The 16836-nt window shown below is 35.4% G+C and carries 15 protein-coding genes; 11 read left to right on the plus strand and 4 right to left on the minus strand.

The genetic code is table 11. The features are described from left to right. Window positions 1-247: 247 nt before the first annotated feature. Entirely contained in the window at window positions 248-3391 is a 3144-nt protein-coding gene (locus tag HNS38_RS05345) for a T9SS type A sorting domain-containing protein (protein ID WP_172346116.1), read from the plus strand. Window positions 3392-3468: 77 nt separating this feature from the next. Further along, window positions 3469-3630 carry a hypothetical protein gene (locus HNS38_RS05350; protein WP_172275963.1) on the plus strand — a complete coding sequence of 54 codons (162 nt, stop codon included), beginning with the start codon at window positions 3469-3471 and terminating at the stop codon, window positions 3628-3630. A gap of 115 nt (window positions 3631-3745) precedes the next feature. Here the strand turns inward: HNS38_RS05350 and HNS38_RS21060 are convergent, their stop codons facing one another. Then, a complete protein-coding gene (locus HNS38_RS21060; protein ID WP_172276320.1) occupies window positions 3746-3868 on the minus strand; it encodes a T9SS type A sorting domain-containing protein in 123 nt (40 codons plus the stop codon). A 233-nt stretch (window positions 3869-4101) separates the two neighbouring features. Here HNS38_RS21060 and HNS38_RS05360 point away from each other — a divergent pair, with 233 nt between their 5' ends. The 6 genes from HNS38_RS05360 to pcaF all read left to right on the plus strand — a co-directional run bounded on the left by HNS38_RS05360 (window position 4102) and on the right by pcaF (window position 10411). Continuing rightward, the gene (locus tag HNS38_RS05360; RefSeq protein WP_172275965.1) at window positions 4102-4671 is read left to right on the plus strand and encodes a helix-turn-helix domain-containing protein; all 570 of its coding nucleotides are present in this window, start codon (window positions 4102-4104) and stop codon (window positions 4669-4671) included. Window positions 4672-4692: 21 nt separating this feature from the next. Beyond that, window positions 4693-6213 (plus strand): hypothetical protein, encoded by a 1521-nt coding sequence (locus tag HNS38_RS05365; RefSeq protein ID WP_216663643.1) that lies wholly within the window; start codon window positions 4693-4695, stop codon window positions 6211-6213. A 163-nt stretch (window positions 6214-6376) separates the two neighbouring features. Then, a complete protein-coding gene (locus tag HNS38_RS05370; RefSeq protein ID WP_172275967.1) occupies window positions 6377-7090 on the plus strand; it encodes a 3-oxoacid CoA-transferase subunit A in 714 nt (237 codons plus the stop codon). Further along, window positions 7084-7737 carry a 3-oxoacid CoA-transferase subunit B gene (locus HNS38_RS05375; protein WP_172275969.1) on the plus strand — a complete coding sequence of 218 codons (654 nt, stop codon included), beginning with the start codon at window positions 7084-7086 and terminating at the stop codon, window positions 7735-7737. Before HNS38_RS05370 ends, HNS38_RS05375 begins: the two co-directional genes overlap by 7 nt. Before the next feature lie 21 nt (window positions 7738-7758). Beyond that, the gene (locus HNS38_RS05380) at window positions 7759-9108 is read left to right on the plus strand and encodes an aspartate aminotransferase family protein (RefSeq protein WP_172346117.1); all 1350 of its coding nucleotides are present in this window, start codon (window positions 7759-7761) and stop codon (window positions 9106-9108) included. Between the two features lie 100 nt (window positions 9109-9208). Further along, window positions 9209-10411 carry a 3-oxoadipyl-CoA thiolase gene (pcaF, locus tag HNS38_RS05385; protein ID WP_172275973.1) on the plus strand — a complete coding sequence of 401 codons (1203 nt, stop codon included), beginning with the start codon at window positions 9209-9211 and terminating at the stop codon, window positions 10409-10411. A gap of 88 nt (window positions 10412-10499) precedes the next feature. On the opposite strand, the gene HNS38_RS05390 is transcribed toward pcaF, so the two are convergent. From HNS38_RS05390 to HNS38_RS21065, 3 genes are all read right to left on the minus strand, one after another. Then, a complete protein-coding gene (locus tag HNS38_RS05390) occupies window positions 10500-12488 on the minus strand; it encodes a tyrosine/phenylalanine carboxypeptidase domain-containing protein (protein ID WP_172275975.1) in 1989 nt (662 codons plus the stop codon). Between the two features lie 30 nt (window positions 12489-12518). Beyond that, window positions 12519-13529, minus strand: coding sequence for a glutathione synthase (gene gshB / locus HNS38_RS05395; RefSeq protein ID WP_172275977.1), 1011 nt, complete (start codon window positions 13527-13529; stop codon window positions 12519-12521). 390 nt (window positions 13530-13919) lie between these two features. Then, the gene (locus HNS38_RS21065) at window positions 13920-14075 is read right to left on the minus strand and encodes a glycoside hydrolase family 47 protein (protein ID WP_371823811.1); all 156 of its coding nucleotides are present in this window, start codon (window positions 14073-14075) and stop codon (window positions 13920-13922) included. Window positions 14076-14189: 114 nt separating this feature from the next. Here HNS38_RS21065 and HNS38_RS05400 point away from each other — a divergent pair, with 114 nt between their 5' ends. The 3 genes from HNS38_RS05400 (at window position 14190) to HNS38_RS05410 (ending at window position 16789) form a co-directional block, all read left to right on the plus strand. Further along, a complete protein-coding gene (locus tag HNS38_RS05400) occupies window positions 14190-15899 on the plus strand; it encodes a tetratricopeptide repeat protein (protein WP_172275979.1) in 1710 nt (569 codons plus the stop codon). 289 nt (window positions 15900-16188) lie between these two features. Beyond that, entirely contained in the window at window positions 16189-16371 is a 183-nt protein-coding gene (locus HNS38_RS05405; protein WP_172275981.1) for a hypothetical protein, read from the plus strand. Window positions 16372-16390: 19 nt separating this feature from the next. Further along, window positions 16391-16789, plus strand: a complete 399-nt coding sequence (locus HNS38_RS05410; RefSeq protein WP_172346118.1) for a hypothetical protein — start codon at window positions 16391-16393, stop codon at window positions 16787-16789. Window positions 16790-16836 lie beyond the last annotated feature (47 nt).

The following is a 16836-nucleotide window of genomic DNA, read 5'->3' on the forward strand; positions in this document are numbered from 1 at the left end:
TCACCTAATATTCAGCATTAAAAAATATATGTGCATCTAATGTAACCTCTATAATTGAGATGTGCACTTTATGAAACTGCAAAAACATGCTGCTTTGATTAATTTATATTCTATTTGCTGTGTATTAAAATACAAACATAGCAAGAAACAAATAAACAATCAAAGGAATTTAAAAGAGTAGTGATGAACCTGGATCCTAAAATCAAAACTCTTTTTTTTCAAATGAAATAAATTTAAAAGATAAATTATGAAAACTAGATTACAATTTTTAGTCATTGTCTGTCTGGCCATATTATTTTCATCAAATATATTGGCGCAGTCTTTTGAGTTAAATCATAGAAATAATACAAACCTTGAAAATACAGATAGTCAAGTATTCAACTATGAAAATATGTTTACCTATCCTTCTTCAAAAAATGATTTTGGCTATGCAGATTTTCAAAACCTAAAAAACGAAAATTCAACAAAAGAAGCTTGGGATGTTTTATACCAATGGGATGCAACAACTGCTAACCAACCTGGTGTAGAAACTGATGGACAATATATCTACACAGCCCATTGGAATGATGTAAATATATTTAAATACGAAATGGATGGTACATTTGTAGAATCCTTTACCATCCCTGGTGTGGATAATGGCCTACAGGATTTGGCCTATGATGGTCAATATTTTTATGCTGGTGATGGATCAGACGGAAGTATGGACATTTTTGAAATGGATTTTACCAATAAAACCTTGGTGAGCACCATCACTGCAGATGCGCCAGGCATTACTGGGATTCTTCATATTGCATATGACAACCAGCAAGATGCCTTTTGGTGTGGTAACTGGGAAGAAATAACCTGTGTGAATAGAGCTGGCGAAATGATTAGCCCAGTGGTGATGTTAATTACGCCAGTAAACGGTGTTGAAGGTGCAGCATATGGAAGTGCGTTTGATCCCTATTCGGAAGGTGGCCCTTATCTATGGTTAAATATGATTGCTATTACTCCTGTTATGAATGGTATTCAGCTCGTTCAATACGACCCAATAGCTGGTGAATATACTGGCGTGGCTCACAATTATACTAGTGATTTAGGTGGTCTTTATGGTTACTGTGGAGGCTTGGCTATTTATGAAGACTACGAAAACAATATCGCAGTTTTATTAGGAAATAATCAACAGACTCCTAATCACATATTTGCGTATGAATTAGCCAGCCTGCCCACTGAAGGAGCTCCAGGTTCTCCAACTGCAGCCTCTGCATCAGCAGCAGCTAATGGTGTTCTTGAATGTACTCTAGAATGGACCAATCCAAATGAAACCATTACTGGAGGAGCCTTAAGTGATTTAGATTTTGTGTATGTCTTTAAAGAAGGTGTTTCAGATCCTATTCATACCATAGAAAATCCTAGCATTGGAGGTATGGAATCTTTTATTGACAACGAGATTACAGTTTCAGGATTTTATAATTACAGCATATACGGTGTAAATGATGCCGGGGATGGAATTAGCACCAGTATTGGAACATGGGTGGGTCCTGATGCACCAGCCATACCTGAAAACATTATCGCTACGGCCATTAGCAATGGAGATGAAGCTTCTGTTACTTGGAATGCTCCAACTATTGGCTTACATGGTGGTTATCTGGAAAGTATTTCGGCTTATAGAATAGTACGCCAGCCCGACGAAATGGTTTTAGAAAACTCATGGAATGGAACTCAACCTTATATTGATAATAGCTTAACAGAGATTGGATATCATTATTACGAGATTACGGCCATAAACAATATTGGGGATGGTGAAACAGGAGCATCCAACTCCATATTACTTCACTATGCTGATGTTACTTATTCCGACCAAGCCTTTGCCATTAACGAAGGCCCTTCTGATCAGTTTGAAGCAGTAGATGTTTTAAATGGAACTTTCGAAATCGTAGAATATTTACCAGTGAGCCCATTTAAAATGTGTGGTACCTATATCAACGATCTACTCTATGTCGTAACTGAGCAAGGACGAGTTTCTATATTTCTTGAAGATGGTCGTGAAATTATTTTGGGAGAAATTAATCGTCCAGATGGTTGGTACCCATCAGGCCTTGCCTATGATGAAGAAAATGACATTATATACATGATGGTTCTAGAGCAGAACGAGGTAGCACACTTATTTACGCTAGATCTTGAAGCTCTTTTCATCACAGAAATAGGAGCACCTGGAGGAAAAATAATGGCGATGGATTTAGCTGATGACGGCTTCCTATATGGTCCCGACATTAATGACGATCAATTGATAAAGATAGATCCTAGTACTGCAACATCCTCTGTTGTGGGTAATATTGGTATGGACTTGGAATATGGTCAAGATGTATCATACGATCCTACGACACAACGACTGTATACCATCACCTGTGGAGCAAGTACTGAAATTCAAAAATACTTTGGGTTTTATGATTTAGAAACAGGTGAATTTAATGCAATAAGTGAAGTGGACGATCAGTATGGAGTATTGGCTGTAAACGATGTGGTTATTCACCCTGTTGATGTGGCTGTAACTTCAGCAAACAACCCTGGTATGATGCAATTAGGTGACACTTATACTCCATTAGTTTCTGTGGCCAACTTTGGTAGTCAAACTTCTTCTTTTGACTTAACAGCTGTTATCAGTAAGGAGGGGTCCAATTTATATGAAGAAACAATCACCATTAGCAATTTAAGCTATTTAGAATCCAACGACTTGATATTTCCACAGTGGACATCAGAAGAAACAGGAGCTTTAAATGTTGTATTTACAGCTTCAGACCCAGGCGGAGATGCAAATTTAGAAAACAACACTATGGGCTATGATTTTGGAGTATTTTCAGGTTGTGAGCATACACTCATTTTGAATGATTCTTATGGGGATGGTTGGACAGGAAATACTATGCTAGTTAGTGTTAATGGTGTTACTGCTTATCCTGATCTAACTTTAGAAAATGGATTCTCAGCCTCTTTCCCAGTTTATGCTGAACATGGAGATGCCATTTTCTTAATCTTTGATGGAGAAGGGGGATTTGGTACAGAATGTTCATGGGAATTATTGGATGGCCTTGGGGAAACTCTCATAACAGGAGCGGGACCTGACTATTTGGTACAGGACGCCAATGCCATATGTTTTGGTGTAGGTATTGAAGACCATTCCTCTGATAACTTAGATGCTAAAATATATCCAATCCCTACATCTGATCAATTAATTATTGAAACTCAAACTTTAGGACAGCTACAGATTTTAGATATGCAAGGCAGAATAGCTTTTGAATCCTTAATAGAAAATGAAAAATCATCTTTTGATGTTTCAGAGTTTGTGAGCGGAATTTATTTTGTGAAAATAATTACCGGTAATCAGGTCATCACCAAAAAAGTGATTATTGATTAGATTTTTAATTGAGTTTATAGGCAGCTCCAATTTGATTTGGAGCTGCTTTATTTAAATACCAATACAAACCCATAATTATGAAAGACCTAGAACAAATAAATAGTGCATTAAAAAAGATTCTAGAAACCACCAAGGAAACCACTAAAGAGGATGAGGAAAAACTAAACACAATCAATAAGGATAAGTTTAGTTTAAGAAAGATTAAAGATAAGATACTGAATAAGAAGAATTCACAATGATTTCATAAGATTGGTATTAATGATGATCTGCTTATTACCCAAGGCTAGTTTTTCCAAATTAAAAAGCCCCAAAGTAAAATACAATGGGCCAATCACTTCTCTACTAATCTAAAATTTACTCTATTATTAATTGCTTGGTCAATGTTTCTTTTTTTGTTTTTATCTTAATAAAATAGGAGCCAATGGCTAATTGAGAAATATCAATCTGGCATTCATTACTATTTATCTCTTTATCTATTAATACCTGAGTTAGATTTAAATATCACCATATTTTCAAATAATAATTTTTGCTAAAAAATATTTCTGCTTCCTCAATAATCAGAATAGGGCATTAATCCGCGAAACACCCAGTATTAATTAGACTTAATATAAATCACACTTAATTTAATTAAATAAAACTGAACTTAGTGGATATCGTAAGTTAAATCTAATTTACTTTGTATAAATCATTTTTAAGTCAAAAAAGGGATTATGATAGACCAAATGGGAAGCCGAATTAAGAAGAGACGCGAAGGTTTTGGATTGCAAATGAAAGAACTGGCGAAAGATATTGGTGTCACATCTAGTTTGATCAGTCAAATCGAAAGTGGTAAGGCCTTTCCATCTATTGTAACGCTTAAGAAAGTGGCAGATGCTTTACACACAACCGTGGGTGATTTAATTGGTGAAAATGAAAATCAAATTACGAAACCCTTATTAAAAGTGGAGGAACGTAGGTTTGCCAAAAGCAATAAAAAAGGAACCTCATCTTATTTACTTTCCTATCATTTCCCATCTAAACAAATAGAGCCATATCTACTTCATTTTGATGAAAATGCAGATTCAAAAGGAGTCATGACCAGTAAATTTCCAGGACAGGAATTTTGCTTTGTCTTAAAAGGCGAATTTGAAGCTACCATAAATCGCAAGAAATTTAAACTCGAGAAAGGAGATAGCTTTTACTTCGATTCAAGCAAACCACATTTGTTTAAAAATATCTCCAAGGGAGAATCAGAATTACTATGGGTAATTACTCCTTTAATCCAATCTGAAATAAATTAAAAACACAAAAAAATAAATACAATGAAAGTTGATTTTTCAAAACAATTCGCACATCATGGAATTGAAGAAAGTGCCATCAAGGTAATAGAAAAAGAAAACCTTTTGCCTGCAACACTAGTTAATAAAATTCATAATGCATTCCCTAAAATCTCTATTATAAAAGAGGAAAGCAAAGCTATGTTTACTGGTAAAACAAACCGCTATACAGGAATAGATGGTTTTAGAGAAATAATTAAAGTCTTAAACGAAAATGGAATTGACATTGGACATATTGAAGAACGTGAGCTTTTTATCAATGTGTATCGTTTCTTAGCTACAAAGCACGTTTTAAATACCATCAATTGGAAAGATTTCAAAAATGATTCTGTTTTCCAATTGGTATTTCCTCAGCCAGGAATGATGAAGCCAGAATTGGTGAAAGAATATGCGGCTGCAAGTTCTAATGAAGAAAGAGAACAACTTTGTTCAGCATACATCCATAAAACAAATCCACATGATGGCAAACAGCTTTTAAATAAAGCGTATATTGACAATGGAGAAGGTGATATTGATATATTAAATGGTAGTCAACATAAATACCCTCATTGCTTCCTTATTTTTGATAAAACTACTCAAAGCTGTTTTGCTTTCTGTAACTATTGTTTCCGTCATGCCCAAGTGAGGGGAGATGAAGATATGTTCATCCAAGATGATGCAAAACAAGTTCATACTTATTTAAAACAACACAAAGAAGTAACAGATATTCTAATCACAGGTGGTGATGGTGGATATATGCCCTATGAGCGTTTGAAGGAATATTTAGAGCCTTTGACTACTGATCCAGAATTGGCTCATATCAGAAATATCCGTTTGGCATCTAGAGCATTAACGTTCGATCCTCAAATTGTTATCAGACCTGCTTATGACAAGACATTAGAATTATTTAAGACCATTATTGAGAATGGAATTCAAATGGTTTGGATGGGTCACTTCTCTTCTCCAAAAGAATTGATGAACCTAACAACTATAGCTGCTATTCGTCGTTTGAGATCTATTGGAATGACTGTAAAAAGTCAAAGCCCAATCATGAAGCATATCAGTTTATTCCCAGATGAAACTGGAAAAATTGACATCGATAAATCGGCTCAAAACTGGATCGACTTAGGACATTTATTAATGATGCAAGGCGTTGGTTTCCACTCTATGTATTATGCGCGTCCAACTGGTGAACACCATTATTTCACAGCTCCTTTAGCTGAAATCAACGATGTATTTAGTAAGATTTATAGAAGTCTTCCTTCTATTGGTCGTCCGTCGAGATATATCTCTATGACTTCCTCTGCTGGTAAAACTTCCATGCTTGGAACTGTTGATGTTAATGGTAAAAAAGCTTTTGCCCTTAAATTCAACGAAGCCAGAAATATGGAATGGATGGATAAGGTGTATTTAGCAGAATATGACGAAGAGCAAAATACTATAGAAAAACTTAAGCCATTTGGTGGAGGTAAAAACTTCTTCGAGGATGAATTAGCAGCCATCGAGAAAAGTTTAGAATTGAAATAGGAAAATAATATTCAAGGTCCTTACCCCTCCCTAAAGGGTGGGACCTTGGAGTATGGTTAGTGAAAAATAATTAATTAATGCAACAAAAAACAATATCACTTTTTAAAATCAGGCTCCCTTTAGGGTAGGGCAAGACTGATTATTAAAAAATAAAATCATTTATATGATTAACAAAATAGTAGATTCGGCCGCCGAAGCAGTTAAAGACATACATGATGGAGCCATCATTATGATCAGTGGTTTTGGCGAAGCAGGTAGTCCCATCGAACTCATTCATGCCTTGATTGATCAAGGTGCGAAAAACTTGACCATAGTCAGTAATAATACTGGAAGTGGAAATGTGGGTCTTGCAGCTCTTATCGAGCAAAAACGTGTGAAAAAGATGATTTGTTCTTTTCCACGTACAGCCAATTCAACTGTTTTTCCTGAGCTCTATAATGCCGGAGAAATAGAATTGGAATTGGTGCCACAAGGAACCTTAGCAGAAAGAATTCGTGCTGGAGGGGCTGGCGTTCCAGCTTTTTATACTCCAGCATCGGTAAATACACCTCTTGCTGAAGGTAAAGAGTCTAGAATATTCGATGGAATTGAATATGTATTGGAAAGAGGGATTAAAGCCGACTTTTCTTTAGTGAAATGTGAACAAGCAGATCGTTATGGGAACTTAACTTACCATGCAACAGCACGTAATTTTGGTCCTATCATGTGCACTGCTGCAAAAAAGGCTATTGTTCAAACCAAGAAGGTGGTGGATGCAGGAAGTATAGATCCAGAAGTGGTTGTCACACCTGGAATTTTTGTAAATCGTGTAGTCGAAGTATCTGAACCTGTCAATGAATCAGATTTAGTGGCTCAAAAATTGAAGTACCCATGGTAGATAATCAAATAAAAATAGGTTGGAGTAAAACTGAAATGGCCCAGAAAGTTGCTCTTGATATTCCAGATGGTTCTTATGTAAATCTTGGAATTGGAATGCCCGAAATGGTAGCTGACTTTGTACCTGAAGGTAGAGAACTCATTTATCAAACAGAAAATGGTTTGTTAGGTATGGGACCTGTTCCTGAAGTGGGACAAGAAGACCTTGAATTAATCAATGCAGGAAAAAAGCCGGTAACAACCAATCCTGGAGCTTGCTTCTTTCATCATGCAGATAGCTTTACTATGATTAGAGGAGGGCATATAGATGTATGCGTGCTCGGAGCTATGCAGATATCCGAAGAAGGTGACTTGGCCAATTGGTCAACAGGTGCAGCCAATGCAATCCCCGCAGTTGGTGGAGCTATGGATTTAGTGGCAGGAGTAAAGAGAATTTTTGTCATTACCCAGCATAATACCAAAGACGGAAAATCTAAACTGGTGAAACAATGTTCTTATCCATTGACAGGAAAAGGAGTTGTAGAAACCATATATACAAATTTGGCTATCATAGATGTGAAGGAAGAAGGGTTATATGTGAGAGAGCTGGGGCCAAATGTAAATTTTGAATACTTAAAAGAAAGAACTGAAGCACAATTATTTCAATAAACAATCGCATAATAAAAAATCATGAGTAGTCATTCGTATAATACCAACAGGAAGCATAGCTCGGCACTTTATAAAAGAGCCAAAGAAGTTATGACAGGAGGTGTGAGCAGAAATACTATTTTTCGTCGCCCTCATCCATTTTATGTAGCCACTGCAAAAGGTAGCTATGTTACCGATATTGATGCCAATACAAGAGTTGATTTTGCCAATAATATGGCCTCACTTATTCATGGCCATGCCCATCCCGCTATTATTGATGCTGTGAACGAACAAATGCACAGAGGAACTGCCTATACTTTAGGAAGTGAAGTGGAAGTAGCATTCGGAGAGCTTTTAGTAGAGAGAAACCATAATTTCGAAAAAATTAGGTTTGTTAACTCAGGTACAGAAGCTGTAATGTCCATGATAAAGGCTGCTAGAGCCTATACTGGACGACCAAAAATTGCAAAAGCAGAAGGAGCTTATCATGGCACCTATGACTTTGCTGAAATTAGTCAAATTGTTAAACCCGATAATTGGGGAGATATTGATAAGCCCAATTCGGTGCCCGTTACTATGGGAACGCCTGAAAATGTAAAAAGTGATGTGATCATTTTCCCATATAATGATACAGAACGTACTTTGAAACTATTGGAAGCCAATAAAAAAGATTTAGCATGTGTATTGATTGATCCTATCTCTCATCGTGTGGGGATGTTTCCCATTGAAGAAGATTATTTAATAGCCATTTATAATTGGACTAGAAAGAACAAATTGCTTTTGGTTTTCGACGAAGTAGTGACCTATCGTGTTACTTATAGCGGAGCCCAACATTTATATCCGGTAAAGCCTGATATGACAGCTTTAGGAAAGATTATCGGTGGTGGTTTCCCAGTTGGTGCTATTGCTGGTGATGCAAAGGTGATGTCGGTGTTTGATCCCACACGTAAAATTATTAAGCAGCCCCATTCTGGAACCTTCTCTGCCAATCCTATTACCATGACTGCCGGTAAAGTAGCTATGGAGCTTTTTGATAGAAAGGCTGTTGATGACATCAATAATATGGCTGATATTGCCAAAAAACAAATTGAGGAGGCCATTAAGGAAGCTGATGTTCCTGTATTAATTACTGGTGCTGGTTCTATGTTTAGAATGCATTTTCGATATCAAGCTCCTCGAAATTATCGTGAAACCTATCAGTGTCCAGAAGAAAGAAAACTCATCGTAGATTTTCTCGATTACCTCTTCCTTCATGAAGACATCATTATGATCAATACTTTTGCTTGTATGCTGGCTACTACCATCACTCAAAAAGAAGTGGATATACTTACAGAAAGTTTATTGAAAGGGTTTAAAATATTTAAAGCGGAGATTCACAGCTTTGCCAAGTAGAGAAGCTTGAAGCTAGAAGTTCGAAGCATGGAGAATGAGAAATAGTTCTCTTTTTACTTCGTGCTTCGTACTTCAAGCTTCGTACAAAATATAAAAAACTATGAAAAACGTATATATATGCGATGCCATCAGAACTCCTGTTGGTAGATACGGAGGCTCCTTAGCTTCATTAAGAGCAGATGATTTGGCTGCTATTCCGCTAAAAACCTTAATGGATAGAAACCCAGAAATGGATTGGACAGCTATTGATGATGTTTTAATGGGTTGTGCCAATCAAGCTGGTGAAGACAATAGAAATGTAGGGCGCATGGCCTCTCTTTTGTCTGGCTTACCAGAAACAGTTCCTGCTAATACCATAAACAGACTTTGTGGTTCAGGAATGGATGCCATAGGAAGCGGTGCCAGAGCTATTAAAGCAGGAGAGGCAGAATTGATTATTGCTGGCGGAGTAGAAAGCATGTCGAGAGCTCCTTTTGTTATTGGAAAAGCTGAAGGACCTTATGGTCGTAGTCAAAAGCTTGAGGATACTACCATGGGATGGAGATTCATCAATAAAAAGCTGGACCAATTATATGGTACCGAAGGTATGATGATGACGGCTCAGAACATCGCAGATGATTTTAATATCAACCGAGAGGATCAGGATAAATTTGCTAAATGGAGTCAGGATAAGGCTCAAAAAGCTCAAGAAAATGGGAGCTTAGCCCGTGAAATTATTTCTGTTGAGATTCCGCAACGCAAAAAAGATCCAATTATATTTTCAGCTGATGAGCATCCAAGACCATCAACCCTTGAGAAGCTTGCCAGTTTAAAAGCTCTAACAGGCACAAATGGTTGCATTACAGCAGGAAATGCTTCTGGAATTAATGATGGAGCAGGTGCCATGCTTTTGGCTTCGGAAGAAGCGGTAAAGAAATATGGATTAAATTCCAAAGTTAAGATTTTGGGGATGGCTACGGCTGGAGTTTTACCTAGAATTATGGGAATGGGCCCGGTACCAGCAACACGAAAAGTATTGAAGTTAACGGGTTTGAGTTTAGATGATATGGATATCATAGAGTTGAATGAAGCTTTTGCTGCTCAATCACTTGGTTGTACTCGTGAACTAGGCTTAGCTGATGATGATGCTAGAATCAATCCTCTTGGAGGTGCTATTGCTTTAGGCCATCCTCTGGGAATGAGTGGCATGAGAATAGTAACCAGTGCCTATTACCAACTCATTAACACCGATGCCAAATATGCGCTATGTACTATGTGTATTGGTGTGGGACAAGGAATTGCTGTGGTATTAGAGAAGGTTTAATACCTTTAGAATATCAAGTCATAAAAATAGGCTAACAGACTCATTTAGGTTTACTAGCCTGTTTTTTATTCTATCAAAGCATTTCATTTTATTTCAATCCACTTAAGATATATTCAAATAAGGCATTGTTGTCCTCAGTTTTAGGGTGTTCAAAGCTCTCTGTTATATACTTAGGTTTCTCCACAATATTTCTATCCATCATTTCTACAATGGTATTATAAAAACCTATGGAAGTTTTTCCAACCAAAAGCGGAGTGAGATCGTTCCCATCTTGCCAAAATTTAAAGAGCTTAGAAAAACCATTTAAGTATAGGTAGTCTTTGGTAAACCCTCCACCTCTATATACTCTTGTTATTATTTTATAAGCAGATTCTTTGTTTACATTATAGTCATTTACTAGAATGGAGAAACCTGTTTTAAAATCGGCACCATTACACATATTGTCCACGGCAATAACTCTAAGTGCTAATTCTCGGAATCTTTTCATAGTGAAATTTCCAGATAGATATTCCGATAGCACGGCCATGCCTTCGCCGGTAAGGGTATTGACAGGAAGGCCAATACTAAATATTTTCAATTTATCGAGGGAGGCGTTCATGGTGGTTAGCATATGGACACCAATTTCATGTTCAGCTAAATATTGTAATTCTACTTTTGAAAATCTTGAACCCTCCTTTAGAACTACAGTTTTGGTTGAATTTAGGACTAGGACAGAAGATATGCCACTTTTGTCTACTCTAATATTTCCTTTAAATCCATACTTTTCAAATGTTTCCTCAAAAAGTTTTTTTGCTTCGTCAACACCAAATTGTTGCAACTTCTTTGCTTCTCCTTTTATGTCGGGTAATAAGAGGATATACTCAGCATTCCTTATGTCATTACTATCTGGTCTTCCAAAATACCGCAATGAGTTATACAAAAACTGCTCTGTTCCTAAGGATGCCAATAAATTAATTTTGTCGATACTAGCCGTAATCACCGCTTCGTATAGATTGCGAATACTGATGTCTTCAATCTTTTTAGTATCGATTAAATGCAATTGCTTTCTTAGCTCGTAGGGATTAATTTTTATGGGTTTATACTTAAAAACAGGATTAACAGTGAACTTGCTTTTGAAAAACCTCTCCTTTTCTGATTTTACATTTGTCGGATTTACATAGGTGAGTAATTCAAAGTTTTTAAGAAGTTTAAAAAGTTGCTTGTCGATTTTCTGAACATTCTTGTTCATAGAATTATCTAATAGCATATTTTTATCTGTAAACTTCCAGTTAGTTAACTCATTAACAAAATAACTGGCATTATTAAGGATGGCCTTTTTAAAATTCGTTTGGATGTTCTTTATAATCTGAGGATATATTTCACCTGTTTCTTCGTCACAATAAATTTTACTGATTTCCGTAGCTAAAACCAGGGTGTTTTTGAAATTTGTAGTGATATATTCCAAATTATAACCTCTCCCATAGAACACATCGTTAATTTTAGATTTAACATGAATTCCTTTTAGCTGAATTTCTCCAAGTTCTTTTCGCCAATTTTCAACAAAGCCGGCATATTTTTTAAGGTCAACACATTCAGCACCAATATTAAAAACAGGAACTGCTCTATCCCATCTTTTATGATTGTAGGAATGAACGTCATATACCAATGAAGCCCCAAACATGCTTTCTAATTTTTCGATTAGGGCATGTGTAACCCTATAGTAATTGGCATGTTTTTGTTTACTAATATTGGCCTCTTTTTTGGTTAGGGGTTTTTTCCATATTTTTTTTCCCCAAGCCTCTTCATAAATCGGATCTTTTCTATTTAATTCATATTCAAATCTAGAATCGTTTCCAATCAAAGTAATGGGCATTGAAGCTATAAAATCAGCGGTATGAGGATCTTCTTCATACCATCTTTCGTATTCATCGAGGGCCATTTTATGTAACAGCTCATGTCTTACATGACTACCATTATGAATAGCTGTGCATACGTAAGGCACATATCGGTCTATTTTTATGGTAAACGAACCATCCTCAGCAGTAGCCTGGAATGTTCTACCACTTTTTATAGAAGTGACCATTTCTTTTATCGTCATAAAAACAACTTAATCAATCATTATTAAATCCTATTTATTTATTCGTTCAGCTGCTTTTTTGCGCTCTTGAACAACCTTTTCAATAAAATTAATTATTTTAACCTGAAGTTTTGTTTTATTGAGCCTATTGAATTCGGTAATAGCCCCCGGACTCATTACATTTACTTCGATTAATTTACCTCCTATTAAATCAAGGCCGGCAAAAAACAAACCGTCACGAACAAGTTTCTCACCAATTGTTCTACACAATTTAAGCTCTTGTTTGGTGAGTTTATGCTTGGCAATACTTCCTCCTGCCGATATATTCGAGCGAATATCTCCAGTGGAAGGAATTCTTTTTAGCGCACCAACAGGTTCTCCATTTAGCATAAACACTCTTACATCACCTTTTTCTGCACCTGGTATATATTCCTGAAGAATCACATATTGTGATTTCCCATCGCGGCTACTGTGGTTAACATAGAAATCTAATAAGGATTTTATGTTATTTGTAGCTGATTTTTCAATGATAATAACACCTCTACCTCCATATCCATCCAGAGGTTTCATGATCATTTGTTCTTGATCAGATTCGTCGATAATTTGTTTTAAATAGGCCACATCTTTCGAAACATGGGTAACGGGGATAAAATCATGTTCAGGATCATAATAAGCAGCGGTATATATTTTGTTATTTGCTTCCCTTAAACCTCTAACGGCATTCATTACAAACACATCGTCTTTAATAGAATCGAGAAAATTTAACAAAATAGGATCCAGAGGAGGATTGGCCCTCATAAAAACCACATCGAAGCCTGCTAAAGGAAGGTTTTTCCAATATTTTTCCACATTATTTCTAAACGAATTGATACTAGAAGAAACCTTTTGATCCTTTTTAAAAACCTCACAATTGGCCATGGTAACACTTTCACGTATTCCTAATCTTTCTGGAGTGGTCGTTGCTACAGTATGACCTCTTTTAACACATTCGTGTATCATTCGAAGTGTTGAGTCACCTTTTGTCATACTTTCCCATGGGTACATTAAAAAACAAATTCTCATAGTCTATTTTTTTACTATTATCCTTACCCTCGGAATCCTATTATGTGGGTATCTTTAATAAAGTTAGCTTACGAAAATACACCAAAATAGAATTCAAAAAAAATAAAGTCTATTTATTAACAGGGTAAACACATACTTTCAGGTCTAGTTAAAAAATTAACGATTAATTTGAAAACAGAAAAAATGTCCGCTAATTTCACCAATTTCACGGATTATTTTTACAAACAGAGTAGAGCATTGCTGAACTCTGTTTGTAATCGGTGTCAATTAATTTCAGTGAGCTTGCTTGGCTTCGGTTTGTATAAATCTGTGGACAAATAAAAAGTATGCGTTTGCGCTGTATTTATTAACTCTATATTTATAAATTGCCAACCTAATATCACTGCTGCTTCATCCTAACCAAAAAAACCACATTAATGGATGATATTCTGTAGTGAAAATATAGTCCTCGAATACAAATATACCATCCTCTAAGGTAAAAGTCAGGTATAAACACTTCATGGTTTCAGTAAAGGAGATAGAATGCCTATTGTATATATTATCAATGACTTAGTGTGTTGTTGTTTGTTGAAAATTAATTATTTGAAATAGAGCTCTAAGATTACTCTGTACTATGCTATTCATGAAATTACTATCTTTGTTGAGAATAATAAAATATAAATGAGAAGGATATTTCTGATAAGCTTAATGGTCATTTTTTGGAGTCTTTCATGGGCACAATCATTTTATAATATTGATAGTCTGGAAATGGTATTAGATCAAAAAAATGATCCCCAAGTTAAAATAACCATTTTAACTGAGCTGTCTAATATTCTGTTAACTTATAACCCAGAGCAAGCTCTAGATTACTCCGAACAAATTCTTGAAATTGCTGAACTCAATAGGCAACCCCAATTTAAATTGAGAGCCTATTTACAACTAAGTGAGATTTATTTAAGTATGACAGAGCTTGTGTTGTCCACTGAGTTTGCTTTAAAGGCTCGGGACTTAGCTGAAAATATGAGTTTAGATAATGAATATGCGGAGTCATTATTACTATTGTCGAAAAACTATACTGAATTAGGTGAATATGAAAAGCCATCCGCTTTAAACTATCAAGCTCTTGCCATATTTGAAGAACAAAACAATGTGAAAGGCATGGTTAAGGTTTTGGGCCATATAGGTTTTCTATATTCAGCATTGGGGAATACGGAAAAAGCATTGGAATATGATTTGCAATCTTTAAAGGTTGCTCGTGAAATAAATGATTTAATTGGTATTTCAAGGGGCCTCAATAATGTAGCTGTGGTGTATTCTAATATGGGAGAGTTCGAAAGTTTTAGAACTTATATTAAAGAAGCCATAAAGATCAATAAAAAAATAGGCCACCAATTATGGTTGGGAATAAATTATGCCAATCTGGGTTATATTAATCTAATTGAAGACCAATATGATTCTTCATTTCACTATTATAGAAAGGCTGAAGCTCTTTTTTTGGAACTAAATAATACTCCTAAACTTGCAGTGACCTATACCAGTATCTCTGCTTATTATTCTGAAATTTCAGATGAGGAAATGAGTTTGGTATATGCTTCCAAAGCTATTGAAATAGCTGAAAAAGGTCATTTAAAACAATATATCTATGAAGCCGCACAAAGGTTGCATACTATATATATATCTAAAGGGGACTCTAGCAATGCCTATAAATATAGTTTAAAAGAGTTTCAAACGAAGGATAGTCTAAATATAGAAAACAGTATTACCAAGCTATCAAAACTAGAATTGCTCTATGAACATGAAAAATTAATACAAGAAGAAAAGAACATTAGGCAAAAACAAGTTTTCTTTTATATCATTATTGGAACCATCCTCCTTTTTGTGCTTGTGTTGTGGATTGTTGTTCTGTTTAACAGACGCCGATTAGAAAAAATTGAACGGCAAAAACTTGAGGCAGAAATACACTTAAAAAACAAAGAACTCACTTCCAATGTAATGAGCTTAATGCGTAAGAATGAGATTCTATCTGACATGGCAGATAATCTTTTGAAAATTCGAGAAAAGGCCGTGAAAGATGAAACCAAATTGGCTATTATAAAAATAGCTGAAGAATTGCAGAAATCAACCGAAGATGATGTTTGGGATGAGTTTGAACTCAGATTTAAACAAGTTCATAGTGCATTTTACGAGAAATTGCTAAAGCGCTTTCCTGATTTATCGCCCAATGAACAAAAAATATGTGCTTTTCTGAGGTTAAATATGTCTACCAAAGAAATATCCGAATTAACAGGGCAACGAGCAAGCACAATTGAAATGGCACGAACTCGCCTACGAAAAAAACTGGGCATCGCCAACACATCTGTTAACCTTATTACCTTCCTTTCGCAGGTATAGCTTCATAATTTGTTGGATCAATACCATTCCTGCTTCTATCAAAAAGCCTCTATAGTATTGATTTTATATTCAAAAATATCGATCATAAATTCTTGAGGAAATTCCCAAAACCTTATAAACCAACTATAAAATGAAGCCTGTATGGTTTTTGTTATGGTGGTTTTCTTGATCATATTGTTTTTGTAATGGGCTCAAATATACCTTGTTATTGTTTTGTATGAGCGTTATGTTTTTTCCATAGCATATTCCTTATCATATTTGCATCAACAGTAAAAACCAAACTACGTAAATGGCAAAAAAGAAATCGTCATCAGAGGATGAAAAAGAAAAATTTGATGAGTTAGAAGAATTCAATCGCTTTATTGAAAAGAAAAGAATTCAGAATAAAGCCTTAAAGAAAATAATAGATACTATTGAAATGAAAAAGGAAGAAACTAGCTTGTCATCAAATAAATTCGATCAGCAAAAATGAAATTTTTAAACTTAAAATCATGAAAAACAATTTACTATCAATGCTTTTTATAATAATCTCTTATGGTGCTTTTAGCCAGGGAGCTATCAATCAATCCCCTATAGGAATCCAAACAGAAGGGATCAAATCTTTATCAAATGTGGCTGTGAGCATGCCCTTTTTTGAAGATTTTGAATCTTGTGTTGAACCCGAAATACCAAATTATTGGTATAAAATTGTTGCTTCCAGCGATACCTATGCTAACGTTAGATCTTATAATACTCAAGGAGTTGACAATTCTAAATGTGTTAAACTTGTAAATGTTAATGATTTAGAAGCAAATCTTTTATTGATAACTCCTGCACTCGAAGGGGGTGAAGCAAATAAATATTTACATTTCTACTCATGGTCATACGGATCAGAACTATCGGTGGTCTAGCCCCCTATTAATCGGACTATTTTAATTTAGGTTCAAATATATGTGTT

It is taken from the genome of Lentimicrobium sp. L6 (genome assembly GCF_013166655.1).
In the GTDB taxonomy this organism is placed as follows: domain Bacteria; phylum Bacteroidota; class Bacteroidia; order Bacteroidales; family UBA12170; genus UBA12170.